The organism is Stenotrophomonas sp. YJH_SMC_48-3, assembly GCF_059369375.1.
On record NZ_JCAFSQ010000017.1, the window covers coordinates 1 to 24189 of the forward strand.

Sequence of the window (24189 nt, forward strand, 5' to 3'; positions counted from 1 at the left end):
CTGTGGCGACGAGCAACGGCTTTGACTGATGTGGAGGTCTTGCAGGCCTCTTTGGCGACCTGCAGTTTGAAACGAGCGTCGTATCTGTGCATGTATTCCTCGGGGTTGGATCTGGCGTCCAACTCCCGGGGGTCACTTCAACTCCGGGTTCATCCCGGCTGCGCCAGCATCGATTCCTCCCGCCCCAGGCCCCGGATGAAAGCGCTGCCCAAGAAGGATTTCCCGGTCGAGCAGGCGCGCCGCTTCCTCGAACCCGGCCCGATCGTGCTGGTCAGTACCGCGTGGCAGGGCCAGCGCAACCTGATGACGATGGGCTGGCACATGGTGATGGGCTTTTCGCCGTCGCTGGTCGCCACCTACCTGTGGAATGAAAACCACAGCCATGCACTGGCCGTCAGTAGTGGCGAGTGCGTGATCAACGTACCCGGCGTGGAGCTGCTCGATACCGTGGTCGACATCGGCAACTGCAGCGGCCGCGAGGTCGACAAGTTCGCCCGGTTCGGGCTCGACGCGTTGCCCGCACGCGAGGTCGGCGCGCCACTGGTCGGGCAATGCCACTCGAACTTCGAATGCCGCTTGTACGACGACAGCCAGGTGGCATCGAGCAACCTGTTCATCTGGGAAATCGTGCGCGCCCACGTCGCGCCCCGGCCGAAGCTGCCGCGCACGGTGCATTACCGCGGCGATGGGCAGTTCATGGTGTCCGGCGCGGAAGTCTCGCGTCGACGGCGGTTCAAGCCCGACATGCTGTAATGCCCGCACTCCCCCACACGCAGGACCGCCCCGCATGACCGAACACCTCACCGACCTGGACGCCGCCGTCGACTGGTTGTTTGCGCGCGTGGACGGGCCGCTGCGGATCGGGGCACCGCTGGCACTGGGCAAGCCGCACCGGCTGCTCAATGCCCTCTACGCACGCGTCGAGCACGACCCTTCGCGGCCGCTGCAGCTGTATACCGCACTGTCGCTGAACCCGCCGAAGGCGCGCGGCAACGGTCTGGAAGCGCGCTTCCTGGCGCCGTTCGCGCAGCGCCATTTCGGCGACGATTTCCCGCGCCTGGCCTATGCCGATGCGATCGCGCGCGACGCGTTGCCGGCACATGTGCAGGTGGAAGAGTTCTACATGCAGTCCGGCGCCCTGCTCGGGTCGCGGCAGGCACAATCCAGCTATACCAGCCTGAACTACACCCATGCCGCCGACGCGGTGGCGCAGCGCGCACCGCAGGTGATCGTGCAGAAGGTGGCGATGCGCCCGAACGACCGCCGGCTTTCCCTGTCGTGCAACAACGACATTACCCAGGACACCCTGGATGCGATGACCGCGCGCGGCCTGCAGCGCCCATTGATGATCGCCGAGATCGATCCGCAGCTGCCCTATCTGGGCGGCTCGGCCACGGTCGATGTGTCGTTCTTCGATCTGGTGATCACCCCGCCACCGCCGTACCCGGCGCTGTTCGGGCTGCCGCGGCAGCCGGTCGGCGACGCCGACTACGCCATCGGCCTGTATGCCAGCACCCTGGTCCGCGATGGCGGCACCCTGCAGATCGGCATCGGCACGCTGGCCGATGCGCTCAGCCATGCGCTGGTGCTGCGCCACACCGACAACGCGCGCTACCGCCGCGTGCTGCACGCGCTGGATCCGCAGCTGGCCAGCCACCCACTGGTGCAGGAAATCGGCGGGCTGGATCCGTTCGAGGTCGGCCTGTACGGCTGCAGCGAAATGCTCAACGAGGGCTTCCGCCGACTGGTGCAGACCGGGGTGATCAAGCGCAAGGTGCACGACGACTTGGCGCTGATGCAGCGCATCGAGAACGGCAGCACGCTGTCCATCGACCACGCCACCCTGGCCGCCGAGGGCGAGTACCTGCACGGCGCGTTCTACCTGGGCTCGCCGGAGTTCTACGAGTGGTTGCGCACGCTGCCGGAAGATGAATGCCGGGCGATCGGCATGCGCCGCATCAGCGAGATCAACCAGCTGTACGGTGGCAACGAGACGCTGGAACGCCTGCAGCGCCGGCACGCGCGCTTCTTCAACTCCTGCATGATGGCCACCGCGCTGGGCGCGGCGGTATCGGATGCGCTGGACGATGGACGCGTGGTGTCCGGCGTGGGCGGCCAGTACAACTTCGTGGCGATGGCACATGCCCTGCCGGAAGCGCGCAGCGTGCTGATGTTCCGCGCCGCGCGCGATGACAAGGGCCGGCGTGAATCCAACGTGCGCTGGAACTACGGCCACACCACCATCCCGCGCCACCTGCGCGACATCTACCTCAACGAGTACGGCATCGCCGATCTGCGCGGGCTGACCGACGAGGACTGCGTGCATGCGATGACCGCGATCACCGAAGCCCCGTTCCAGGGCGATCTGCTGCAGCAGGCACATGCCGCGCGCAAGCTGCTGGCGACCGCGCAACCGCACCCGGTGCGCCTGCAGCGCAATACGCCGCAGGCATTGGCGGCAGCGCTGGCACCGTTCCGCGCCGATGGCAGCCTGCCGGACTATCCGTTGGGCAGCGACTTCAACGAGATCGAGCAGGTGCTGGTGAAAGCGCTGGGTTGGCTGAAGGCCAACACGCAGACCCGCGGCGACAAGCTGCGTACCGTCTGGGCAGCGTTGCGGCAACCGGCCGGCGACGGCGATGCGGTGTACCTGCAGCGCATGGGTCTACAGGCCCCGACGGATTTCGCAGAGCGCCTGGACGCGCGACTGCTGCGCCTGGCGCTGGCACGCACTGCCTGAGAAAGGGGGACGGAGGGGATCAAGTCGTTCATGCACAGACGACTTGATCCCCTCCGTCCCCTTTTTCATCCATGCATGGCGTGGATCTACCGCTCTATCCTCACTGCATCCTCAAGATACAGGCGGGCAATGGGCGGATGCTCTCGATGCTCGACCTGCCACAGGTCATAGGCCGCCTGCATCGCCAGCCACATACGAGCACTGCCGAGGCCCGCAAGTTCAAGACGGTACGCGAGTTCAGCAGAGATGCCGGCGTGCCCGTTGATGATGGTCGACAGCTGTCCACGGGAATAACCAAGGTGCTGCGCCAGCGCACTGATGGACATGCTGATCGCCGGCAGGATGTCTTCGCGCAGCGATTCTCCTGGATGCGGCGGATCATGCAACGGCATCGAGCAGACTCCTAGTGGTAATCAAGGTAATCGACCAGTTCGACGTCGAGCCCACGAAAGCGGAACACCAATCGCCAACTCGCCGAGACATTCACAGCCCAGTAGCCGCTATAGCTTCCGTGCAGGGGATGCAGGCGATTTCCGGGCAGCCCCATGTCTCCAGGCAGCCGGGCTTGATCCAACTGCAGAAGCAAACGCCGCAACCGAGCCACATGATCGGCACGGACTCCGGAAATGTCGCCCCGCTCATAGAGCGCCTTCAGGCCCTTATGCCTGAAGCTGACGATCATGCAGCACCAGTGTAAGGCCACACCTTACACTCCGCAAATCCAGTATAGGTTTCTGCGCCGCGCTTGTTGACCATTTTTACTATTGAGGTTGTCTCGGCAGACTCTCCTTTTCGCAAGGAACGCAGGCCAGATGAAGAGGCCAACGCGACAGCGGCGCCGTCGGGCGGAACACGCCGTCCCCTTTTCTCGTCCACGCATGGCGTGGATCTACCCAGGAAAACGAGAAAGGCCGGCTTGCGCCGGCCTTTCCTGCATCACGCTGCGATGCTGCTTACAGCGACTTGGCCGCTTCCACCACGTGGGCGGTGGTGATGCCGAAGTGCTTGTACAGCTGGTCGGCCGGCGCCGAGGCACCGAAGGTGTCGATACCGACCACCGCGCCGTCCAGGCCGACGAACTGGCGCCAGAAACCGGTCACGCCGGCTTCCACGGCCACGCGCTTGCGAACGGCATTCGGCAGCACCGATTCACGGTAGGCCGCATCCTGGCGCAGGAACACGTCGGTGGACGGCATCGAGACCACGCGGGTCTTGATACCGGCCGCGTCCAGCTGGGCCTTGGCTTCGGTGGCCAGCGAGACTTCCGAGCCCGTGGCGATCAGGATCACGTCCGGGGTACCGGCAGCATCGGCCAGCACATAACCGCCGCGCTCGATCTGGGCGATCTGCTCGGCGCTGCGCGGCTGGTGCGGCAGGTTCTGGCGGCTGAACACCAGGCAGCTCGGGCCGTCCTGGCGGGTGATCGCGGCCTTCCAGCTCACCGCCGACTCGACCGCATCGCACGGACGCCACACGTCGTTGTTCGGGATGTAGCGCAGCGAAGCCAGGTGCTCCACCGGCTGGTGGGTCGGGCCGTCTTCGCCCAGGCCGATCGAGTCGTGGGTATAGACGTGGATGGCGTGGGCCGGGATCAGCGCGCTCATGCGCACGCCGTTGCGAGCGTAGTCGCTGAACACCAGGAAGGTGGCGTCGAACGGAATGAAGCCACCGTGCAGGGCCAGGCCATTGGCAATGGCGGTCATGCCGAACTCGCGCACGCCGTAGTACACGTAGTTGGCGTTGGCGTCGTCGCTGGCAACGGACTTGCTGCCCTTCCACAGGGTCAGGTTGGAGTGCGCCAGGTCGGCCGAGCCGCCGACGATTTCCGGCAGCAGCGGAGCATAGGCTTCAATGGCCAGCTGCGAGGCCTTGCGCGAGGCGATCGTCGGGCCTTCAGCCGCCACCTGGGCGATGTAGGCATCGGCCTTGGCAACGAAGTCGGCCGGCAGTTCGCCGTGCGAACGACGGGTCAGTTCGGCGGCCTCGCCCGGGTACTGGCTGGCGTACTTGTCGAACAGCTGTTCCCACTCGGCCTGGCGCAGGGTGCCGGCGCCATTGGCGCGCCAGCCGTCGTAGATCGCCTGCGGGATCTCGAACGGACCGTATTCCCAGCCCAGCTGCTTGCGGGTGGCTTCCAGTTCGTCCTTGCCCAGCGGTGCGCCGTGGCTGGATTCCTTGCCCGCCTTGTTCGGCGAACCAAAACCAATGGTGGTGCGGCAGCAGATCAGGGTCGGCTTGTCGCTCTGCGACAGCGCGGCCTCGATGCCGGCCTTGATGCTTTCCGGGTCGTGGCCATCGACGTCACGGACCACGTTCCAGCCATAGGCTTCGAAACGCTCCGGGGTGTTGTCGGTGAACCAGCCCTCGACGTTGCCGTCGATGGAGATGTGGTTGTTGTCCCAGAAGCAGACCAGCTTGTGCAGGCCCCAGGTACCGGCCAGCGACGCCGCTTCATGCGACACGCCTTCCATCAGGCAGCCATCGCCCATGAACACCCAGGTGCGGTGGTCGACCACTTCCAGCTCCGGGCGGTTGAAGCGCTGTGCCAGCAGCTTCTCGGCCAGGGCGAAGCCCACGGCGTTGGCGAAACCCTGGCCCAGCGGGCCGGTGGTGGTTTCCACGCCCGGGGTCTCATGGCGCTCCGGGTGGCCGGCGGTGTGGCTGCCCAGCTGGCGGAACAACTTGAGCTGCTCGATCGGCAGGTCGTAACCGCTCAGGTGCAGCAGCGCGTACTGCAGCATCGAACCATGGCCGTTGGACAGCACGAAACGGTCGCGGTTGAACCAGTGCGGGTTGCTCGGGTTATGGCGGAGGTAGTCGTTCCAGAGGACTTCGGCGATGTCGGCCATGCCCATGGGCATGCCGGGGTGGCCGGACTTTGCGGTTTCAACCGCATCGGCGGCAAGGAAGCGGATGGCGTTGGCCAACTGGCGACGGGTAGGCTGCGTCATGGTTCTGTCGGAATCGGGAGGCGGCCGCGGACGTGCGGGCGGCCTATTGTCCCATAGTCGCCGGGCGGGGGGTCGGTTCACCTTGTCCGGTCGTGCCGGCCGCTGGCCGCCAAGTGCGCAGAATTCAATGAAGATCATGAAGTTGCCGGCCAGCGGCCGGCACTACCGCCCCCGGAGTCCGGGGGCTGCGCCCTAGGCGCGGGGGTGTGGAGGCCGGTAAGGTGGGCCTACGATTCGCATCGCGAAACGTGGGAGCAGCAGCGCGCATGCGATGACGCGTACCCGGCCAGCGGCCGGCACTACCCGCCCCCGGAGTCCGGGGGCGGGAATCCGGACTCAGTCCTGCTGCGGGCCCAGCGCCGGGCCATCGTGGCCTTCGCCCTTGGCCACCAGGGTGGTCAGGGCCAGGTCGCCGGTCACGTTCAGTGCGGTACGGCACATGTCCAGGAAGTGGTTCACGCCCAGGATCAGGCCGATGCCCAGCGGGTTCACGCCCACCATGGCGCAGATCATCGCCACCACCGGCAGCGAGCCCGAGGGCACGCCGGCCGTACCGATGCCACCGAGGATGCAGACCGCCATCACCATGATCTGCTGGCCGATGCTCAGGTCCACGCCAAAGAACTGGGCCAGGAAGATCACCGTCACGCCCTCGAACAGCGCAGTGCCGTTCTGGTTGGCGGTGGCGCCCACGGTCAGCACGAAGCGCGACACGCGCTGCGGCAGGCCCATCTGGTCGGCCACGCGCAGCGCGGTCGGCAGGGTGGCGTTGCTGGAGGCGGTGGAGAACGCCATCACCGTCGCTTCCTGGGTATCGCGGAAGAACGACAGCGGCGAACGGCCGGACAGCCACACGGCGGTGCCGTAGGTCACGATCATGTGCAGGCCCAGCGCCAGCACCACCACGCCCACGTAGGCACCGAGGCGGATGATCAGCTCGAAGCCGAACAGTGCGGCCAGGTTGAACATGAAGCAGGCCACCGCGTACGGGGCCAGGCGGATGACCAGGTTGATCAGGGTCATCGAGATTTCAAACACGCCTTCGATGGCACGGCGCAGCGGGGCGACCTTCTCGTCGTCGGTCAACACCATGCCGATGCCGAACATCAGCGCGAAGAACATCAGCGACAGGATCGCGCCGTTGTCGGACGCGGCCTGCAGCACGTTGCTCGGCACGATCGACAACAGCATGTCCATGCCCTTCGGCGTGCCATGGATGCCGGCAACGATTTCCTTGCTGCGCTCGGCGTTCTCCGAAAGCATCATGGCGGCGACCTGCGGATCGACGCCGGCGCCCGGCTTGAGCAGGTTGACCAGCACCAGGCCGATGCCCACGGCAATGCCGGACAACAGCACGGTATAGGCCAGGGTCTTCCAGCCGATGCGGCCAAGGGCGCGGATGTCGCCCATCTCCGACACGCCCATGATCAGCGCCGAGAAGATCAGCGGCACGATCAGCATGAAGATCAGGTTGAGGAACAGGCCCGAAGCCGGGGTGGTGACGTAGTCCATTACCCACTTGGCACCGGCCTGCAGACCTTCGACGCTGCCGCCCAGGGCGTGCACGATCAATCCCAGGATCAGGCCGATCGCAAAGCCGATGCCCATCTTCCAATGCAGGGGCAACTTCTTCTTGTCGGCAGCAGCTGCTGTCATGCGCGGGTTTCCTCGAAAAATGAATGCACTCTAACAAAGCGCGCAAGCGGCGCCGGTTCAGGTTCGCCGCGGCGGATACAGCGGCGCCAGGCCAGTGTCAGCGGTGATCGCCGCCGCCGACCAGTGCGGTCCGTCACGGAAGACCCCGCGCAGGCGCGTGCGCAGCGGCGCCAGATCACCCTGCCCGCCCCAGCGGGCCTGTTGCAGGTCCTGCAGCACCTGGCGCTGGGCCGGGTCATCCAACCGGGCGATGACCTGCTCGATGCGTTCAACGCCGGCCATCGCGCATAGCTGAGCTTCTACCTGATCGAAGCCTTCGCCATCCAGCGCGCGGCGCAGTTCGGCCAGGCCGGCACGTCCAGTCGCCACAGCCGGCACAGCCCCCCTGCCCGCCTCAGGCGGCGCCACGCGCGGGCGACGGCCACGCTGCCAGCCCCACAGCAGGGTCAGCAGCCACAGCAGCGCCAGGCCGATAGCGGCGCCCATCCATGGCCACGGACGCTCGGCCAGGCCGCTGGCGCGCGGATCGGTGGCCGCGATACGGCTGTCCTGGCCATCGCCCCCCGGCAGCGCAGCATCTGTGTCGATCGGCGGCAGCGGCGCAGGTGAAGCACTGCCACCGCCATTACCGGCTGCGACGGCGAGTGTCAGGTCCGGCAGCTTCGCTTCCTGTGGCTTGCCCGCACGAACATCCCACCACGGCAGGCGCGGCCCCGGCACCACCAGCGAACCCGGCTGGCGCGGCACGATCGAATAACGGCGGGTGATCTTCAGGCGCGGCGTGCTGCCGTTGAAGGTCTCTTCGTACTGCGCCGGTTCGGCGAACACCTGTGCGGCGCTGCCGACGTCGGGCACCGGCAGGTCGGTGAACTGCGCGCGGGTGGCACCGTCGGCAATCGCCTCGACCACCACGTTGGCCGCCTCACCGGTACGTGCGCTGGTCGGTGCACTGGTGTAGCGCAGCTGCAGGCCCTGCAGCGGCAGCCACGGCTGCGGCGCCTGTGCCGGCTGTGCCTGAACCTGCAACGTGCGGTCGGCGCCGGTGGCATTCATCCGCCCGTCGCCGCCGCCAAAGAAATCGTCGAAGAAGCCACCGGCACTGCGCCCACTGAAACGCGCACCGGCCAGCCGAAGTGCACCGCTGCGCTCAGGAATCAGCAGGAAGCGCCGCTCGACCACGTTGTAGCGGCGGCCATTGACCTGCCGCACATCGGTGCGGTCATCGCCCACCCGCTGCAACGACGCACCGGCCGGGGTATCCAGCACCAGTTCGCCGGAGGCCAGCTGCGAAGCGAAATACAACCGCACCACCACGCCTACGCTCTGCTGCACATACGGCGTCTCGTCATCGACGACGGTTTCGATGAAGGCCACTGCGTTGCTGTCGGGGCCGGCCACGGCAGCGGCATCCACCTGCAGGGTCAACGGCGCAGTACGTACGCTGCCCACCTGCAGGCCCGGCACCACCAGCGCACCGCTACGCCGCGGCGTGAGTGCCACGCCATACAGAGTGCGCTGCTGCATGCTGCCATTGCTCCACTCCACCTGACGGCTGCTGGTCTGGCCGCTGAGATTGAAGTCGGTACGCAACGACGTGAAGTCCGGCGCGCCCTGGTCGCTCTCGACATTGAGCATGACCGTGTCACCCAACGCGATGCGGTCGCGGTCCAGCCACGCGCGCGGCTGCGCCCAGGCCAGCAGCGGCAGCCACAGCAGCAACGCCGCCAGTACCTGTCGGAGCCAGTGCCTGTGCATGTTGATCGCCCGCGTCATCGCCCCTCCCTCTTCCTGCGTTCGTTTTCCAGCTGGAACTTGGCCCGCAGCAATGCACCCGGATCATCCGGCACGCGTCGCATCCACGCCTCCACCGCCTGTTGCTCCTCGCGCTGGCGCGCAGTGCTGCCGTCGCTTCCGGGCACCGGCTTGCCGTCCTGCTCGCCCTTGCCCTCACGTGCCTGCTGCATTGCCCGCTGCATGCGCTGGCGCTGCTGCTCATCGGCCCGGGCCTGTGCCTTGGCATCCTCCACCTGTGGTGGCGCCTGCTGTCCATCGCGGCCGCGCTCGCCGGGCTGCGGGCTCGACGGGTTCTTGTCGTCACCGGGCTTGGGCTGCCCCTGCTGGCCCGGTTGCGGCTGGCCCTGGCCAGGATCCTGCTGGCCCTGCTGCGGCTGCTGGCCCTGCGGATTCTGCTGCCCCTGGCCGTTCTGCGGTGGCTTCTGCTGCCCGTTCTGCGGTGGCTTCTGCTGATCCTGGCCTTTGCCACCGGACTGCTTGCGCTTGCGCGCGGCATCGACCACGGCGCGGTTGGCGACCGCATCGGCCATGCCGGGATGCAGTGCCAGCGCGCGGTCGTAGGCGGCAATGGCTTCGTCGTAGTGGCCTTGGCGGGCCAGTGCATTGGCCAGGTTGTACCAGCCCGCATCGCTGTCGATGCCCTCGAACTGCTTGCGGGCACTGGCGAAATCGCCATTGCGGTACGCCTGCGCACCTTCGGCCAAGCGCTGGTGCTGCACCTGGTCGGCGCGTTTCCACAGCGTGCCCTGCGCTGGCGGTGCGGCGGGCGCGGCAGGCGCCTGCGCCTGCACGTCGCTCATCCATGGCAGCAGACCCACCGCCAGCACTGCCACCAGCAGCGCGCGGCGGCGGAAGGCCAGCAGCGCCAGCAGCATCACCGGTGGCAGCAGCCAGAACCCTTCATCACGCCATTGCTTGCCCTCCCCGGGCCGCTGCGCCGCAGTACCTTCGCGTGCATCCAGTACACCCAGTGCGCGCAGATCACTGGCATCGGCGGCGATGCGGGCATAGCGGCCACCTCCCGCGGTGGCCACGGCACGCAGGCTGCCTTCGTCCAGCGCAGCCTGGCGGATCTGCCCACTGCCATCCCGGTACGCCGCCCCGGCGGGGGTGCCCAGGCCCAGTACCGACACCTGCAGGCCCAGGCTGCGCGCCTGCGCGGCGGCCAGTGCCGCTTCATCATCCGCCTGATCGCTGACCAGCAGGATCTGCCCCCGCAATGCCCCGATCTGGCGCATCAACCGCGTCGCCCAGTCGATACCGCGGTCGGCACGCTGGCCGTCGCGTGGCATCACATCCGGCGACAACGCGTCCAGATACAGCGCAACGTTGCTGCCGTCGTCGGTCAGTGGCGCCACGGTGTAGGCATCCTCGGCGTAGACCACCAGGCCCACCTGTCCGCCCTGGCGGGCACGCAGCAGCTCACCCACTTTCGCCCGGGCCTGCAGCAGGCGCGACGGCGGCAGGTCGGTGGCATTGATCCGGCTGGACAGATCCAGCACGACCAGCAGCGGTGCGCTGGCCTGGAACATCGGCTGTGCCTGCTGGCGCCAGCTCGGCCCGGCCATGGCCAGCGAGGCCAGCGTCCAGCCCAGCAGCACGGCCCAGGGCAGGCGTACGCGGCGGCGCGTGCCCGCGGCCAGCAGATGCGGCAACAGGTGGGCATCCACCGCTGTTCGCCACACATCGCTGCGCCGCTGCCGGTACAGCGCCAGTGCAAGAATGACCGGCAAAGCCAGCAAGGCCCACAGCCATTCCGGGCGCAGGAAGTGCAGCGCATTCCAATCGGGAAGATTCGAAGCAAGCGCGATCATCGGCGACGCTCCGGCCACAGCCACGCCAGCACGCCCAGCAGCAACGCCACCCCCAATGGCCAGGCATAACGTTCTTCGCGCGGGCGCAGGCTCGGCCCCTTCGCGGCGATCGGCTCCAGCCGGTCCAGTTCAGCGTAGATCCCGGCCAGCTGCGCGGTGTCACGCGCGCGGAAGAACTGGCCACCGGTCATGCTGGCAATCTTCTTCAACGTGGCCTCGTCGACCGGGTCCTGATCGGCGGAGATGGGAATACCGAACAGGCGCATGCTGCCATCGCCACCAAATGCGACGGTGTGGATGCGCACGCCCTCGGCGCGGGCCACCTCCGCCGCGCGCAGCGGTTCCAGCACGCCGGCGTTGCTGACGCCGTCGGTCAGCAGGATCAATACGCGCTGGCCTTCGGGTTGGCTGCGCAGGCGCTTCACCGCCAGGCCGATGGCATCACCGATGGCCGTCTCGCGACCCGCCAGGCCAACCACGCTGTCGCGCAGCTGGTCGCGCACGCTGGCCAGATCGGCCGTCAGCGGCGTAAGCGTGTAGGCGCGGTCGCCGAAGATCAGCAGGCCGATGCGGTCGCCGGCACGACGATCGAGGAAATCGGCCAACACGGCCTTGGCTGCGGTCAGGCGATCCACCGCCTGTCCACCCAGCACCATGTCGCCCTCGCCCATGCTGCCGGACACGTCCATCGCCAGCATCATCTGCCGGCCCTGCTGCGGCGGGGTGACTGCTTCGCCCAGCTGTTGCGGGCGTGCCAGTGCGACGCACAGCGCGCACCAGCCCAGCCACAACAGCAGCGTGCGCAGCCACGACACATCAACGCGGCCGCCACCGGCCAGCGCTTCCAGTTCCGTCGCCGCATAGGGCACACGCAGTGCTGCGCCGGGATCGGCACGACGCTTCCACCAGTGCACCAGCAACGGCAACGGCAGCGCCAGCAGGGCCAGCGGCCATGCCAGCTGCAGGTCCGGCCATGGCCAGTAACTTGCCAGCAGGTTCATCGGCGCCGCTCCAGCAGCATGGCCAGATAGCGCTCGCGCGCCCAGCTGCGCAGCGCCGCCACATCGTTGGCGTCCACGCGTGGGCGATAGGCACCTTCGGCCAGCAGGCTGCGACGCGCCGCGGGCAGCGTGCCTTCCGGATCCACGCGCTGCCACCAGGCATCATCGCGCAGGGATTCACTGCCGGGCTGTGCCTGGCGCGCGGCGCGACGCAGCAGTCCTGCAATCGCCGCCAGTTCTGCAGCCGCATCGGCGGTGGTTGCCAGCTCCTGATCGAACAGCTGCAACCAGCGTTGGCAGCGTCGGCGGCGCTGCCACCACACGAAGGCCATCGCCGCCAGCAACAGCAGCACCCCACCGCCGATCATCAGATAGCCCGGTGCCGGTGGCCACCACGACGGAGGCGGTGGCACTTGGACGTCGCGCAGCGGCAGGTTGGCACTCATGCCGGCACCTCGGTGGGCGATGGTGCCAGCCAGGCATCGCTGGGCGCATCGGTGGACAGCACCTGCACATCGACACGGCGCGCCCCCAGCTGGCGCCGCAGTTCCTGCAATGGTTCGACGAAGTGGGCCTGCCAATGCGCCTGCACCTCGCTGCGCCGCAGGTCCAGGCCGATGCGCTGCTGCAGGGTCTGGAACTGCAGCGCAGCCGATGGAGGCTGCAGTTCCAATGGATCGACCAGCAGCACCAGGCTGAGGTCATGGTGCTGGGCCAGCGCACTCCAGCGCGCAGGCGGAATACGGATGGCCTGCTGCGGGTCGGCCAGCACCAGCACGCGTGCACCCGGGCGCAGGACGCGACCGGCATGGTCCAGCGCGCGCTCCAGGCCAAGGTCATCGGCCGGTGGCTGCGCATACCACCGGGTGAGCGCATCCAGCACGCGCAGCACGCCGCGCGGGCCACCTGCCGGTGCGATCGGTGGTTCACGGTCGCTGCCACGCAGGGCGCCGATGCGATCACCACGACGCTGTGCCGACCACGCGGCGACAGCACCGGCACGTGCGGCCTGCACCGATTTGAAGCGCACGCGGGTGCCGAAGTACAGCGCCGGCGACGTATCGGCCACGATCAGGCTGACCCGCTCGCGTTCGGCCTGGAACAGTTTGGTGTGGGCACGACCGGTGCGTGCGGTCACCCGCCAGTCGATATGGCGCGCATCATCACCGGCCACGTACTCGCGTGACTCGGCATACTCCATGCCACGCCCACGCAGCGGCGACGGCGCCTGCCCCGCGTTGCCGGCGCGGCCACGGCGTGGCGGCGGCGGTCGCTGTGCAAGGCGGCGCAGCGCTACCAGTTCGGCCAGCTGCGGGTGCAGCCCGTCACCGTCGCTGACGGAAGAGGCGTGGTGCAGGGATGGATCGGCCATGCGCAGGCTCAGGGTGCCGGCACCCGGGCCAGCAGCTCCTGCACCAGGCGTTCGCCATCCCAGCCTTCGGCAGTAGCTTCGTAGCTGGGCAGCACGCGATGGCGCAACACGTCAGCAGCGACCGCACGCACATCATCAGGGGTGACGAAATCGCGGCCGGCCAGCCAGGCGCGCGCACGCGCGCAGCGTTCCAGTGCGATGGAACCGCGCGGGCTGGCGCCCCAGGCAATGCGGCGGCCCAGGCCAGCGTCATAGCGCGACGGATCACGCGAGGCCAGCACCAGCTCGATCAGGTAGCGTTCCAGCGCCGGCGCCATGTGCAGGTCCAGCACTTCGCGGCGGGCATCGAACACATCCTGCATCGGCAGCTTTTCCGCCGCCGGTGCGGCTTCGCCCAGCGCGCCACGGGCGCGGTCGCGGGCCAGCCGAAGGATCTCCGATTCGGCGGCCTGGTCCGGGTAGCCGATGCGTACATGCATCAGGAACCGGTCCAGCTGTGCTTCGGGCAGCGGGAAGGTGCCTTCCTGCTCGATCGGGTTCTGCGTGGCCATCACCAGGAACAGCGGCGGCAGCGCGTAGGTGTGGCGGCCAACGGTGACCTGGCGCTCGCCCATCGCTTCCAGCAGCGCCGACTGCACCTTGGCCGGCGCGCGGTTGATTTCATCGGCCAGCAGGATCGGGTGGAAGATCGGGCCGGGTACGAATTCGAAGCGGCCCTCCTGCGGGCGCCAGATCTCGGTGCCGGTCAGGTCGGCCGGCAACAGGTCCGGGGTGAACTGCACGCGGGCGAAATCCGCCTCCAGGCGCGAGGCCAGCGCACGGATCGCCGTGGTCTTGGCCAGGCCCGGAGCGCCTTCCACCAACAGGTGGCCATCGGCCAGCAGCGCGATCAGCAGGCGTTCGACCAGTGCCGCCTGGCCGACGATCTCGGCCGACAGGGCATCGCGCAGCTGGGTGAAGGCGCCATGCAGGCGGGAGGCGGCCGGCGCGGGCGGCGGCGAGACGGTTTCGGGCATCGGCGGTGGCAGGTTCATGGGGGCCTTTGACCGGCGCGGGACGGCACGGGTTCCCGACATCATCGCAGGGTGCCCTGCGATTGGCATCAAGAACGGCTGAACGGCCCATCCACGCATGGCGTGGATCTACTGGGCTATCCACGCATGGCGTGGATCTACGGGTGGAAACGCAGAAGGGCCGCGCATGGCGGCCCTTCTGCGTTGCGCGGGTGGCGCGGGCTCAGTTCTGCTTGGCCACGCGCAGCACCTTCGGCGTGACGAACACCAGCAGCTCGGCCTTGTCCTTGTTGCGGCCGCGCTTCTTGAACAGGTTGCCCAGGAACGGCACGTCGCCCAGGAACGGCACTTTGCTGATGCTGCTGCGGTCGGTGAACTCGTACACGCCACCGATGACCACGGTCTGCCCATCCTCGACCAGTACCGCGGTGTTGACCTCGCGGCGGTTGATCGACGGCACCGTGCCGTAGCCCTGCAGTTCGATCAGGCGGTCGACCTCATCCTTCTTCACCTGCATGTTGAGGAACACGCGGTTGTCGTTGGTGATGGTCGGGGTCACCCGCAGTTCCAGCACCACTTCCTTGAACTGCACGTTCGGGGTGGAGCCGGCGCCACCGGCAGCACCGGTGCCGCTGATGGTGACGTAGCCGATTTCCTTGCCTTGCTTGATCATCGCCTCGCGCTGGTTGGTGGTAACCACGCGCGGGTTGGAGATCACCTCGCCTCGCGACTCTTCCTGCATGGCCGACAGCTCCACGTCCAGCAGGTAGCCTGCGTTGAGGATCGACAGCGCCAGCGAGCCAGGGTTGTTGGCTGCGGCCACCGGCAGGTTCCAGTTCAGGCCGCGCTTGATGGTCGGGCCGCTGGGAATCGGCGCCGGGCCGACGCTGCCGCCGGCCTGCCACTCGCGAATCGCCTTGGCGTTGGCCTGCGCCGTATCGACCTGCGACTTGCGGGTTTCGGCATTGGCATCCAGGCTGCCGCTGAAGTACACGTTGTCGCGGCTGCCGCTGATGCCGAACTTCGCACCCAGCTCGCGGGCGAAGGTATCGGTAGCGATGACGATACGGCTTTCGATCAGCACCTGGTCAACCGGACGGTCGATCACGCCGATCAGCTCACGCATGCGCGCGATCTTCTTCGGGATGTCGCTGATCATCAGCGTGTTGGTGCGCTCGTCGGCCACGATACGGCCGCGCGAGGACAGGAAACCACTGTCTTCCTGCGACGAACCGCCGCCACCGCCATTGCCGCCGCCACCACCGCCGCCGATGCCCTTGGCATCGGTCAGCGCTTTGAAGATCTGCGTGGCGCTGTGGTAGTTGATCTGGACGTAATCGGTGACCAGGTCTTCGCGGTTCTCGATGGCGATGCGCGCGTCTTCCTTCTCCTGCTCGAACTTGGCCAGCTCAGCCTGCGGAGCGACCCAGATCACGCTGCCATCGCGACGCTTGTCCAGGCCCTTGGCGCGCAGCACGATGTCCAGCGCCTGGTCCCACGGCACGTTGACCAGGCGCAGGGTCACATTGCCCTGTACCGAATCGGACGCCACCACGTTGAGATTGGATTCTTCGGCGATCAACTGCAGCACGGTGCGCACCGGCACGTCCTGGAAGTTGAAGGTCACCGGCTTGCCGGTGAAGCCACGCTGCCCCACCGCCTTGGCGGCCTGGGTGACGCTGCCGGCGGTGACCGCGCCCACCGCGGCGGGCGCCTGCCGCGGGCTGATCTCCACCACGTACTCGTTGCCGCTCTGGTAGGCCAGCGACTCCACCGCGCCACCGGTACTGAGCACCAGCTGGGTACCGGCACCGGACGGCTTGGCGTCGATGCGCTGCACCGGCGTGGCGAAGTCGGTGACGTTCATCGGCTTCTGCAGGTTGGCCGGCAGCCGGGCGTTACCGACATCGACCACCACGCTGTTGCCCTGCGTCCGCAGGTCCGGGACCGCGCCCTGGCCGTCGAACTGGACGATCAGGCGCCCGGCGCCATCATCGCCGCGCTTGAAATCGATCTTGGCCACCGACAGGCCCGCCGGCGCTGCCGCCGGTGCCACGGTGGCGCCCACCGGCTTCTCGGCCGGTGCGGCGGCCAGCGCCGGAGCGCAGGCCAGCATCAGCGCGACTCCCAACGCGCTGACACGGTTCAAGGTAGAGCGCCGGATGGGACGCAGCCCCTTGGCTTGGTGAAAGGTCATCGTGCTATCCCCAGTAAACGATCATTGATCTTCAAGCGAGAGCGTTGCCGGCCGTTCCAGCCAGCCGCCCGCGCCATCCGGCACCAGTTCGATCAGCTCCACGTGGTCTTCGAAGACCGCCGTGACCCGCCCGTCGCTCTGCCCCAGGTACCCACCCGGGCGTACCCGGTAGGTCACCTTGTCCGGCCCCATCACCAGCGCCACGGTAGCGGCGCCGGTGCCGATGGTACCGACCATGTCCAGTGCATCCAGCGGGAAGCCTTCCAACGGCTCCTTGCGCCGGTTCGGATCCGGACGCAATCCGCCATTCCCCTGCTGCGGATTGGTCCAGGCATCGGTGAACGGATCGCGCAGGCCCTGTGCGGAGTATTCGAAGGTTTCGAACTGCTGCATCACCGGCAGCGGCTCCAGCGGCTGCGCCGGTCGTGCACGCTCGCCTTCCACCCACTTTTCAAGATTCGGCGCATCACCCGGCGTGCTGGTCACGCCGCGGCCACAGGCGGCCAGCAACAGGACCGCCAACGCCACTGCACTGCGTGCGATGTACGTGCGCATCACTTCTTGCCCCCCTTGCCGTTCTTCTTTTTCGCTTCGGCATCGGCGACAGCCTGCTGCGCCTGCACTTCCGTCTCATCCAGATAGCGATAGGTCTTGACCGTGCCGGACAGCTCCAGCGCACCGCTGCGGGCGTTGCCGCTGGCCTTGTCCTTGGGCTTGAGGTTGATGTCGTGCATGGTCAGGATCACCACCCGCGGCAGCGAGGCCACGCCGCTGACGAACGCACCGAACTGATGGTAACTGCCCACCATGCGCAGCTTGATCGGCTTTTCGGCGTAGAACTCCTTGACCTGCTCCTGCTCCGGCTCGAACAGCTCGTTGGTCAGGCCGCTGGACAACGCGGTCTGCGAAATGTCGATGATCAGGTCCGGCATTTCGGTCTTGCTGGGCAGCTGCCGCAGCATCTGCTGCAGCACCTGTTCCATCTGTGCCAGCTGCTGCTTCAGCGGCGCCAGGTTCACCGCGCGTTCCTGCTGCTTGGTGAACTCGGCACGCAGGTCGACTTCCTTCGATTCCAGGCCGGCCAGTTCCTCGCGCTTGCCACTGATCAGCAGCATCCACGCAACGAACATGATCACCAGCGCCAACAGCGAGCAGAAGACGATCTTGGCCTTCTGCGGCCAGTTGCCGATGTCGTTGAAATCCAGGTTCTTCAGATCGATTTTCTGGCTCATGCGCGATCCCCCTGCAGCGGGGCGTTGAAGGCCTGCGGCGGCTGCGCCAGGCGGCTGCCCTCGGGCTTCGGCGCAGGCTTGGCAGCCGGGGCTGCCGGCGGGTTCGGCGCGGCCGGGGTGGCAGCAGGTGCGTTGGCCGGAGCGGCGGCGGGGGCGGGTGCAGCCGGAGCAGCAGCGGGCTGGCCTGCGGCCGGCGCGGCGGGCGCCGCTGCATCCGGGCCGGCGGCAAGCGGGGCCACTGCGGGCGGCGCCGGCGTTGCCACCGAACCATCGGCGTTGAGGCCTGGCGTAGCGGCCACTTCCTCACTCTGCGCCGGCAGCTTCACCTTGACCACGAACACGTAGGGCAGCGCCTTGATGTCCGCAACCGGGCCGGTCTTGCCGTCCTTGTCCTTCTCGGGGTCACGCGCTTCGATGATCGACAGTTCCGGGTTGGTCATCCAGCCGGACGTTTCCAGGTTGCGCATGTACGCCGAAACACGGGCGTTGGACTGGGTGCGCCCTTCCAGGGTCAGCACGTCGCCTTCCTGCTTCAGCGCGGTCAGCACCAGGCCATCGGGAATCGTGCGCACCAGCGCATCGAACAGGTGCACCATCTGCGAGCGCTTGGCCTGCAGTTCCTCAATGACCTTCTTGCGGGCCAGCAGGCGTTCCTTCTGCGCGTCAAGGCGGTCGATCTCCTTGTTCTGTTCCTTGACCTTCTCGATCTCGGCTTCCAGATAGGCGTTGCGGTCCATCTGGCCGCTCACCTGGCGGTCGTAATAGAACCAGATCACCAGCGACAGCAGCAGGCCACCGATCGCGGCCATGCCCAGCATTGCGTAGAACTCGCGCTGGCGTTGCTTGCGCCGCTCGGCGCGCCAGGGCAATAGATTGATGCGTGCCATCAGTCGAAGCTCCTCAGCGCCAGACCGGTGGCGATCATCAGCGCGGGGGCATCCTGGGCCAGCACATGTGCGTTCACCTTCGGCCCCAGGGTCATCTGCGCCAGCGGGTTGGCGACCACGGTCGGCACGCCCAGCTGTTCCTCGACCATTTCCGGCAGGCCACCGAGCACGGCGCAGCCGCCGGCCAGCACGATGTGATCGACGCGGTTGAACTCGCTGCCTGCGTAGAAGAACTGCAGCAGGCGGCTGATCTGCTGGACCGTGGCTTCCTTGAACGGCTCCAGCACTTCCATCTCGTAGCTTTCCGGCAGCCCACCCTGGCGCTTGGCCAGGCCGGCCTCCTCGTAGCTCAGGCCGTAACGGCGCATGATCTCGTCGGTCAGCTGCTTGCCACCGAACACCTGTTCGCGGCTGTACAGGCTGCGGCCGCCGCGCAGAACGTTGAGGGTGGTCATGGTGGCGCCGATGTCCACCAGCGCGACCACGCCGTCGATGGACACCGGCAGCTCGCTGGCGACCAGGGCGTAGGCGTTCTCGACCGCGAAGGCCTCCACGTCCATCACCTTGGCCTGCAGCCCCCCCAGTTCCAGGGCCGACTGGCGCAGTTCCACGTTCTCCGAACGCGACGCGGCCAGCAGCACCTGGACCATCTCCGGGTTGTTCGGGATCGCCCCGATCACCTCGAAGTCCAGGTTCACTTCCTCGATCGGGTACGGAATGTAGTTGACCGCTTCCAGCTCGATCTGGGCTTCCATGTCGTTCTCGTCGAGCTCGGCCGGCATCGGGATCACCTTGGTGATCACCGCCGAACCGGCAACGGCGGCAGCGGCCAGCTTGGCCTTGCTCCCCGAGCGGTTCATCGCGCGGCGGATGGCCTCACCTACGGCCTCCACTTCGACGATGTTCTTTTCCACCACCGCATTCGGCGGAAGAGGTTCCACAGCGTAATGTTCCACGCGAAAACGGTTGCCACTGCGGGACAGCTGCAAAAGCTTTACCGCAGTCGAACTGATGTCGACGCCTACAAGCGGCGACTGACTTTTTGGGATGAGCCCCACGGTTTCTCCCCTGCCGACGGGCACTTGGACGCAAGACCTGCGCCCGAGCATTAATAACGTATTCTTAGCAAATGGCAACGGCCCTGCTGTGAAGTTCCTCACGGATTCACGATGCAGCCCCTGACTGTTCCCCTTGCGCTCCCCGGTGCCGACCCCAGCCGCCACCTTGCGTAATCTATACTCTGCGACCACGAAATTCGCAATCGGAATCTGAACCCGATGACTCGACTCCGCCGCTGGCTGCGCTGGATCTTCCTGATTGTCCTGGTCCTGGCGCTGATCGGCGCGGCCGCCGTGGGCGGTCTGTACTACGCCGTGTCCTCCAAGCTTCCCGACGTGCAGACCCTGCGCGACGTGGAAATGCAGGAGCCGATGTACGTCTATGCCGCCGACGGCAAGCTGATGGCGGTGTTCGGCGAGACCCGGCGTACCCCGATCACCATGAAGGACGTGCCGGAGAAGCTGAAGCAGGCCTTCCTGGCAACCGAGGACGCCCGCTTCTACGAGCATGGCGGTGTGGACTACAAGGGCATCGGCCGCGCGGTCTGGCTGCTGGCCACCACCAACGACAAGCGCGTGCCCGGTGGTTCCACCATCACCCAGCAGGTGGCCCGCCAGTTCTTCCTCAGCTCCGAGTACAGCTATACCCGCAAGCTGGCCGAGATCCTGCTGGCGCGGAAGATCGAGTCCGAACTGAGCAAGGACGAGATCTTCGAGCTGTACCTGAACAAGAGTTTCTTCGGCAACCGCGCCTACGGCGTGGCCGCCGCCGCCGAGTTCTACTACGGCAAGAAGCTCAACGAGCTGGACCTGGACGAGATGGCCTCGCTGGCCGGCATCCCCAAGTTCCCGTCCTCGGGCAACCCGATCTCCAACCCGGAGCGCGCCCGCCAGCGTCGTGACAACTATGTGCTGCAGCGCATGGCCGACCTGAAGTTCGTCAGCCAGGCCGAAGCCGACGCGGCCAAGGCCGTGCCGATGCACGCCACCGCGCATGAGCCGCCGGTGCAGGTCGACGCGCCCTACGTGGCCGAGCTGGTGCGCCAGGAGATGATCGCCCGCTTCGGCGGCGATGTGGTCAACAAGGGTTACCACGTCACCACCACCATCGACTCCACCCTGCAGACCGCCGCCAACCTGGCCGTCCGTGATGGCCTGCTGCTCTACGACCACCGCCACGGCTGGCACGGCGTGGAGAAGCAGGTGCAGGTGGGTGCCGGTGAAGACGCCGCCGCCCTGGCCGAACACCTGCGTGGCCTGTACGGCCAGGCCGGCCTGCTGCCGGCCATCGTTGCCAGCACCGGTGCCGATGGCAGCGCCACGGTGGTGCTGGCCAACCGGACCGAGATCGTGCTGCCGGCCGGTGCCGCCAAGTGGACCAACAAGACCCCGGGCAAGCTGGTGCAGCGCGGTGACATCGTGCGCGTGCGTGCCGGTGCCAAGGAAGGGGAGTGGCTGCTGGATCAGCTCCCGCGCGGCCAGTCCGCGCTGGTCTCGCTGGATGCCCACAGCGGTGCACTGAAGGCGCTGGTTGGCGGTTTCAGCTTCTCCGGCAACAAGTTCAACCGTGCCACCCAGGCCCGCCGCCAGCCGGGTTCGAGCTTCAAGCCCTTCATCTACGCCGCGGCCTTCGACAAGGGCTACAACCCGGCCTCGATCGTGCTCGACGCCCCGGTCGTGTTCCGCGACCGCCGCGGCAAGACCTGGGCCCCGCAGAACGACGGCGGCGGTTTCCGCGGCCCGATGCGCCTGCGCGAAGCGCTGGTGCAGTCGCGCAACCTGGTCTCGGTGCGCCTGCTCGATGGCATGGGCGTGGACTATGCGCGCAAGTACATCAGCGAATTTGGCTTCGCCGAATCGGAGCTTCCGCCGAACCTGTCGATGTCGCTGGGTACTGCCTCGCTCACCCCGCTGTCGGTGGCGCGTGGCTACGCGGTGTTCGCCAACGGCGGCTCGCGCGTGGATACCTGGCTGATCGACCAGGTGAACGACCGCGACGGCAACCTGGTGTTCAAGGAAAACCCGGCGATGGCCTGCCGCGACTGCGCCGGCAGCAGCGACCAGCCGGTCAACCAGGTGGTGGACGGCTTCAACTTCGGCGCCCCGGCCCCGAAGGTGGACCCGGCTGCTGCGGCCAAGGCCGAAGCCAAGGCCGAGACCCCGGCCGCGCCGGTCAACCCCGATGCCCGCACCGCCCCGCGCGCGATCGACGCCCGCACCGCCTACCAGCTGGTGTCGATGATGCGCGACGTGGTCCAGCGCGGTACCGGCGTGCAGGCCAAGGTGCTCGGCCGCGAGGACGTGGGCGGCAAGACCGGCTCCACCAACGACCACCGCGACGCCTGGTTCTCCGGCTTCGGTGGCCCGTACGTGACTACCGTGTGGGTGGGCCGCGACGACTTCCGCTCGCTGGGCTACCGCGAATACGGTGGCAAGGCCGCGCTGCCGATCTGGATCGACTACATGCGCACCGCGCTGAAGGACACCCCGATTGCGCAGAACGAGCCGCCCAGCGGCATGGTCCAGGCCACCCTCAACGGCGCGACCGAGTGGGTGAAGGTGGAAGACATGGACCGCCTGACCGACTACGACCTGAACCTCAATACGCCGCAGGCCGACGCCGCCGCGTTCGATATCTTCTGAGGAAGCATTCGGTGGGTGCCAACCGTTGGTTGGCACCGCCTCTGTAGAGCCGAGCCCATGCTCGGCTCCATGCGCCGGCGGTAGAGCAGCCGAGCATGGGCTCGGCTCTACAGGATCAACGGCACCCGCTTGCTCGCCTCCGTGAAATACCCACGCGGATGTCACATCCGTGCGCTACTCTGTAGCCAGGTCGCAACAGGGAGTCATCGCATGCATCGCGCCCGTCAGCATGCTGCCAGCCAGACCCGCGAGCGGCGTCACCGCCTCGCCCACGAAGCCGCCCGCCTGATGGCCGAAGGCGGCATCCGCGACTATCACCAGGCCAAGTTGAAGGCCGCCAGCCGGCTCGGCATCCACGACGATGCCTCCCTGCCCCGCAACACCGAGATCGAAGACGCCCTGCGCGAATACCAGCGGCTGTTCGCTGGCCCCCAGCACGGCAGCGAGCTTCAGCGCCGCCGCGAGGCTGCCATGCGTGCGCTGGAGTTCCTGCACGGCTTCTCCCCGCGCCTGGCTGGCCCAGTGTTGGAGGGCACCGCCGACGCCAACAGTCCCGTGCAGCTGCACCTGCACAGCGACGACCCGGAAGCCGTGCACCGCTTCCTGGAGGAGCACGGCATTCCCGCCGAATCGCGGACGCGCCGCCTGCGCATGGACCGCGAACGCTGCCTGGACGTGCCGGTGTGGGTGTTCAGTGCCGAGGAGCTGACCTTCGACCTGGCCGTGCTGCCGTACGACGCCCTGCGCCAGGCCCCACTGTCACCGGTGGATGAGAAGCCGATGCGACGTGCGTCCGTGGCGCAGTTGCGGCAGGTGCTGGCCGAAGCGGAGATCAGCGCGTACATCGGCGGATGACGGTAGCGCCGGCCCATGGCCGGCGAGCGCAGCGGTACCTGCCAGTGATGGGTGCGGACCGTTGGTCCGCACCGTGCTTCAGGCATTTCGATTGCTGGCCGGAGAGCAGTCGAGCACGGCTCGACTCTACAAAAGCTGCGCTACCTGCGCTGGCAGATGATGCCCATCATGCTCCCGCTACCAGACGAAACGGGTATCGCGCAGCGGGTCGCTGAGCAACCGCGGCAACCACGGCGCGGCGGCTCGCTGCGGATACTCCCGCATCATCTGTGCATGCATGACCTGCAGGCCCCGCAGCAACCAGATCTGATCATAGATGTCGTTGAACCCATCCGACCACCCACTCTTCACCCGCTCATGCTCGACCGCCTCCAACGACGGCATCTGGTCCAGCGACACCTCCAGGATCGTCAACAGTGCTGTGTTGATCTGCGCATTCTCAACACCCGCCCTGCGCACATCCTCCAATCGAGCGCGAATCCGTCGGCAGTCGTACGGGACGCACCCACCCGTGGCGGTGATGTAGTCGGCGATGTCCGCCAGCATGTCGGCTTTCAGCCGCCACACCACTTCGCTGTCCATCACCTGCCGCACCCGCATCGTGCGCAACGTGCTCGCCCTTATCTCCTCCGGCGTGGTGAACGGTGCACCCGGCGTGCGGCCCGCGTGGCGCACCAGCACGATGCGATGGATCGCCTCGCTGGTGACGCCCTCGATCCGCAGCGCCGCTGCCTGAGGACGCACGCGCGGCGGCGGCACGCCCAGCATCTGCCACAGATACCACAGCACCAGCAGCAGACCGGCGATGCATAGCCCGCTCATCAGCGTCCACAGGTCCAGGTTCCGGGTGTAGTAGCGAAAGCGCGCCCGCCAGATATAGAACGTGCGATAGCTGACGATTCCACTTACCCATCTGTACATTGCCTTCTCCTCGGCAAGGACCCCGGCGCGACGGGGTTCATTACGCGCACCACGC

Annotated in this window: 21 protein-coding genes; 4 read left to right on the forward strand and 17 right to left on the reverse strand. The window is 67.2% G+C overall.

The genetic code is table 11. The annotated features are described in order from the left end of the window. A partial coding sequence (locus AC5P65_RS19705) for a transposase (RefSeq protein WP_288037469.1) occupies nucleotides 1-92 on the reverse strand: 92 nt, incomplete at its 3' end. A 103-nt stretch (nucleotides 93-195) separates the two neighbouring features. On the opposite strand from AC5P65_RS19705, the gene AC5P65_RS19710 reads away from it, so the two are divergent. Together AC5P65_RS19710 and AC5P65_RS19715 are read left to right on the forward strand one after the other, a co-directional pair. Then, on the forward strand, nucleotides 196-753 hold the full coding sequence (locus AC5P65_RS19710) for a flavin reductase family protein (RefSeq protein WP_111098868.1): 558 nt from the start codon (nucleotides 196-198) through the stop codon (nucleotides 751-753). Between the two features lie 34 nt (nucleotides 754-787). Beyond that, nucleotides 788-2740 carry an acetyl-CoA hydrolase/transferase C-terminal domain-containing protein gene (locus AC5P65_RS19715; protein WP_021203686.1) on the forward strand — a complete coding sequence of 651 codons (1953 nt, stop codon included), beginning with the start codon at nucleotides 788-790 and terminating at the stop codon, nucleotides 2738-2740. An 86-nt stretch (nucleotides 2741-2826) separates the two neighbouring features. Here the strand turns inward: AC5P65_RS19715 and AC5P65_RS19720 are convergent, their stop codons facing one another. The 15 genes from AC5P65_RS19720 to AC5P65_RS19790 all read right to left on the reverse strand — a co-directional run bounded on the left by AC5P65_RS19720 (nucleotide 2827) and on the right by AC5P65_RS19790 (nucleotide 19715). After that, nucleotides 2827-3132, reverse strand: coding sequence for a HigA family addiction module antitoxin (locus AC5P65_RS19720; protein WP_021203687.1), 306 nt, complete (start codon nucleotides 3130-3132; stop codon nucleotides 2827-2829). 11 nt (nucleotides 3133-3143) lie between these two features. After that, a complete protein-coding gene (locus AC5P65_RS19725) occupies nucleotides 3144-3422 on the reverse strand; it encodes a type II toxin-antitoxin system RelE/ParE family toxin (protein ID WP_010484073.1) in 279 nt (92 codons plus the stop codon). A gap of 271 nt (nucleotides 3423-3693) precedes the next feature. Then, the gene (tkt, locus tag AC5P65_RS19730) at nucleotides 3694-5691 is read right to left on the reverse strand and encodes a transketolase (RefSeq protein WP_058980496.1); all 1998 of its coding nucleotides are present in this window, start codon (nucleotides 5689-5691) and stop codon (nucleotides 3694-3696) included. 336 nt (nucleotides 5692-6027) lie between these two features. Next, a complete protein-coding gene (locus tag AC5P65_RS19735; protein WP_021203689.1) occupies nucleotides 6028-7347 on the reverse strand; it encodes a dicarboxylate/amino acid:cation symporter in 1320 nt (439 codons plus the stop codon). A gap of 57 nt (nucleotides 7348-7404) precedes the next feature. Beyond that, complete coding sequence (locus tag AC5P65_RS19740) at nucleotides 7405-9120, reverse strand: BatD family protein (protein WP_021203690.1); 1716 nt, start codon at nucleotides 9118-9120, stop codon at nucleotides 7405-7407. After that, nucleotides 9117-10955: a vWA domain-containing protein gene (locus AC5P65_RS19745; protein ID WP_180833030.1), complete on the reverse strand. Its 1839-nt coding sequence runs from the start codon at nucleotides 10953-10955 to the stop codon at nucleotides 9117-9119. The genes AC5P65_RS19740 and AC5P65_RS19745 overlap by 4 nt, the downstream gene beginning before the upstream one ends. Further along, nucleotides 10952-11956, reverse strand: coding sequence for a vWA domain-containing protein (locus AC5P65_RS19750; RefSeq protein WP_021203692.1), 1005 nt, complete (start codon nucleotides 11954-11956; stop codon nucleotides 10952-10954). Before AC5P65_RS19750 ends, AC5P65_RS19745 begins: the two co-directional genes overlap by 4 nt. Continuing rightward, entirely contained in the window at nucleotides 11953-12402 is a 450-nt protein-coding gene (locus AC5P65_RS19755) for a DUF4381 family protein (RefSeq protein WP_019659998.1), read from the reverse strand. Before AC5P65_RS19755 ends, AC5P65_RS19750 begins: the two co-directional genes overlap by 4 nt. Next, nucleotides 12399-13328: a DUF58 domain-containing protein gene (locus AC5P65_RS19760; protein WP_021203693.1), complete on the reverse strand. Its 930-nt coding sequence runs from the start codon at nucleotides 13326-13328 to the stop codon at nucleotides 12399-12401. The genes AC5P65_RS19755 and AC5P65_RS19760 overlap by 4 nt, the downstream gene beginning before the upstream one ends. 8 nt (nucleotides 13329-13336) lie before the next feature. Next, nucleotides 13337-14362, reverse strand: a complete 1026-nt coding sequence (locus tag AC5P65_RS19765) for an AAA family ATPase (protein WP_021203694.1) — start codon at nucleotides 14360-14362, stop codon at nucleotides 13337-13339. A gap of 202 nt (nucleotides 14363-14564) precedes the next feature. Then, nucleotides 14565-16538 (reverse strand): type IV pilus secretin PilQ, encoded by a 1974-nt coding sequence (locus AC5P65_RS19770; protein WP_021203695.1) that lies wholly within the window; start codon nucleotides 16536-16538, stop codon nucleotides 14565-14567. Nucleotides 16539-16559: 21 nt separating this feature from the next. Beyond that, nucleotides 16560-17093, reverse strand: coding sequence for a pilus assembly protein PilP (locus AC5P65_RS19775; protein WP_019659994.1), 534 nt, complete (start codon nucleotides 17091-17093; stop codon nucleotides 16560-16562). Next, nucleotides 17093-17770 (reverse strand): type IV pilus inner membrane component PilO, encoded by a 678-nt coding sequence (locus tag AC5P65_RS19780; protein WP_021203696.1) that lies wholly within the window; start codon nucleotides 17768-17770, stop codon nucleotides 17093-17095. Before AC5P65_RS19780 ends, AC5P65_RS19775 begins: the two co-directional genes overlap by 1 nt. Continuing rightward, nucleotides 17767-18657 (reverse strand): PilN domain-containing protein, encoded by an 891-nt coding sequence (locus AC5P65_RS19785; protein ID WP_021203697.1) that lies wholly within the window; start codon nucleotides 18655-18657, stop codon nucleotides 17767-17769. The genes AC5P65_RS19780 and AC5P65_RS19785 overlap by 4 nt, the downstream gene beginning before the upstream one ends. Continuing rightward, nucleotides 18657-19715 carry a pilus assembly protein PilM gene (locus tag AC5P65_RS19790; RefSeq protein ID WP_021203698.1) on the reverse strand — a complete coding sequence of 353 codons (1059 nt, stop codon included), beginning with the start codon at nucleotides 19713-19715 and terminating at the stop codon, nucleotides 18657-18659. The genes AC5P65_RS19785 and AC5P65_RS19790 overlap by 1 nt, the downstream gene beginning before the upstream one ends. Nucleotides 19716-19934: 219 nt before the next feature. Here AC5P65_RS19790 and AC5P65_RS19795 point away from each other — a divergent pair, with 219 nt between their 5' ends. Then, nucleotides 19935-22358, forward strand: coding sequence for a penicillin-binding protein 1A (locus tag AC5P65_RS19795; RefSeq protein WP_021203699.1), 2424 nt, complete (start codon nucleotides 19935-19937; stop codon nucleotides 22356-22358). A gap of 210 nt (nucleotides 22359-22568) precedes the next feature. Beyond that, nucleotides 22569-23213, forward strand: a complete 645-nt coding sequence (locus tag AC5P65_RS19800) for a hypothetical protein (protein WP_021203700.1) — start codon at nucleotides 22569-22571, stop codon at nucleotides 23211-23213. Between the two features lie 177 nt (nucleotides 23214-23390). On the opposite strand, the gene AC5P65_RS19805 is transcribed toward AC5P65_RS19800, so the two are convergent. After that, nucleotides 23391-24134, reverse strand: coding sequence for a hypothetical protein (locus AC5P65_RS19805; RefSeq protein WP_021203701.1), 744 nt, complete (start codon nucleotides 24132-24134; stop codon nucleotides 23391-23393). Between the last annotated feature and the right edge of the window lie 55 nt (nucleotides 24135-24189).

Bases quoted from the DNA above. Each gene is read 5' to 3' on its own strand.
- AC5P65_RS19710 (WP_111098868.1), top strand. From the start codon at position 196: ATGAAAGCGCTGCCCAAGAAGGATTTCCCGGTCGAGCAGGCGCGCCGC.
- AC5P65_RS19715 (WP_021203686.1), top strand. From the start codon at position 788: ATGACCGAACACCTCACCGACCTGGACGCCGCCGTCGACTGGTTGTTT.
- AC5P65_RS19720 (WP_021203687.1), bottom strand. From the start codon at position 3,132: ATGCCGTTGCATGATCCGCCGCATCCAGGAGAATCGCTGCGCGAAGAC.
- AC5P65_RS19725 (WP_010484073.1), bottom strand. From the start codon at position 3,422: ATGATCGTCAGCTTCAGGCATAAGGGCCTGAAGGCGCTCTATGAGCGG.
- tkt (WP_058980496.1), bottom strand. From the start codon at position 5,691: ATGACGCAGCCTACCCGTCGCCAGTTGGCCAACGCCATCCGCTTCCTT.
- AC5P65_RS19735 (WP_021203689.1), bottom strand. From the start codon at position 7,347: ATGACAGCAGCTGCTGCCGACAAGAAGAAGTTGCCCCTGCATTGGAAG.
- AC5P65_RS19740 (WP_021203690.1), bottom strand. From the start codon at position 9,120: ATGACGCGGGCGATCAACATGCACAGGCACTGGCTCCGACAGGTACTG.
- AC5P65_RS19745 (WP_180833030.1), bottom strand. From the start codon at position 10,955: ATGATCGCGCTTGCTTCGAATCTTCCCGATTGGAATGCGCTGCACTTC.
- AC5P65_RS19750 (WP_021203692.1), bottom strand. From the start codon at position 11,956: ATGAACCTGCTGGCAAGTTACTGGCCATGGCCGGACCTGCAGCTGGCA.
- AC5P65_RS19755 (WP_019659998.1), bottom strand. From the start codon at position 12,402: ATGAGTGCCAACCTGCCGCTGCGCGACGTCCAAGTGCCACCGCCTCCG.
- AC5P65_RS19760 (WP_021203693.1), bottom strand. From the start codon at position 13,328: ATGGCCGATCCATCCCTGCACCACGCCTCTTCCGTCAGCGACGGTGAC.
- AC5P65_RS19765 (WP_021203694.1), bottom strand. From the start codon at position 14,362: ATGAACCTGCCACCGCCGATGCCCGAAACCGTCTCGCCGCCGCCCGCG.
- AC5P65_RS19770 (WP_021203695.1), bottom strand. From the start codon at position 16,538: ATGACCTTTCACCAAGCCAAGGGGCTGCGTCCCATCCGGCGCTCTACC.
- AC5P65_RS19775 (WP_019659994.1), bottom strand. From the start codon at position 17,093: ATGCGCACGTACATCGCACGCAGTGCAGTGGCGTTGGCGGTCCTGTTG.
- AC5P65_RS19780 (WP_021203696.1), bottom strand. From the start codon at position 17,770: ATGAGCCAGAAAATCGATCTGAAGAACCTGGATTTCAACGACATCGGC.
- AC5P65_RS19785 (WP_021203697.1), bottom strand. From the start codon at position 18,657: ATGGCACGCATCAATCTATTGCCCTGGCGCGCCGAGCGGCGCAAGCAA.
- AC5P65_RS19795 (WP_021203699.1), top strand. From the start codon at position 19,935: ATGACTCGACTCCGCCGCTGGCTGCGCTGGATCTTCCTGATTGTCCTG.
- AC5P65_RS19800 (WP_021203700.1), top strand. From the start codon at position 22,569: ATGCATCGCGCCCGTCAGCATGCTGCCAGCCAGACCCGCGAGCGGCGT.
- AC5P65_RS19805 (WP_021203701.1), bottom strand. From the start codon at position 24,134: ATGTACAGATGGGTAAGTGGAATCGTCAGCTATCGCACGTTCTATATC.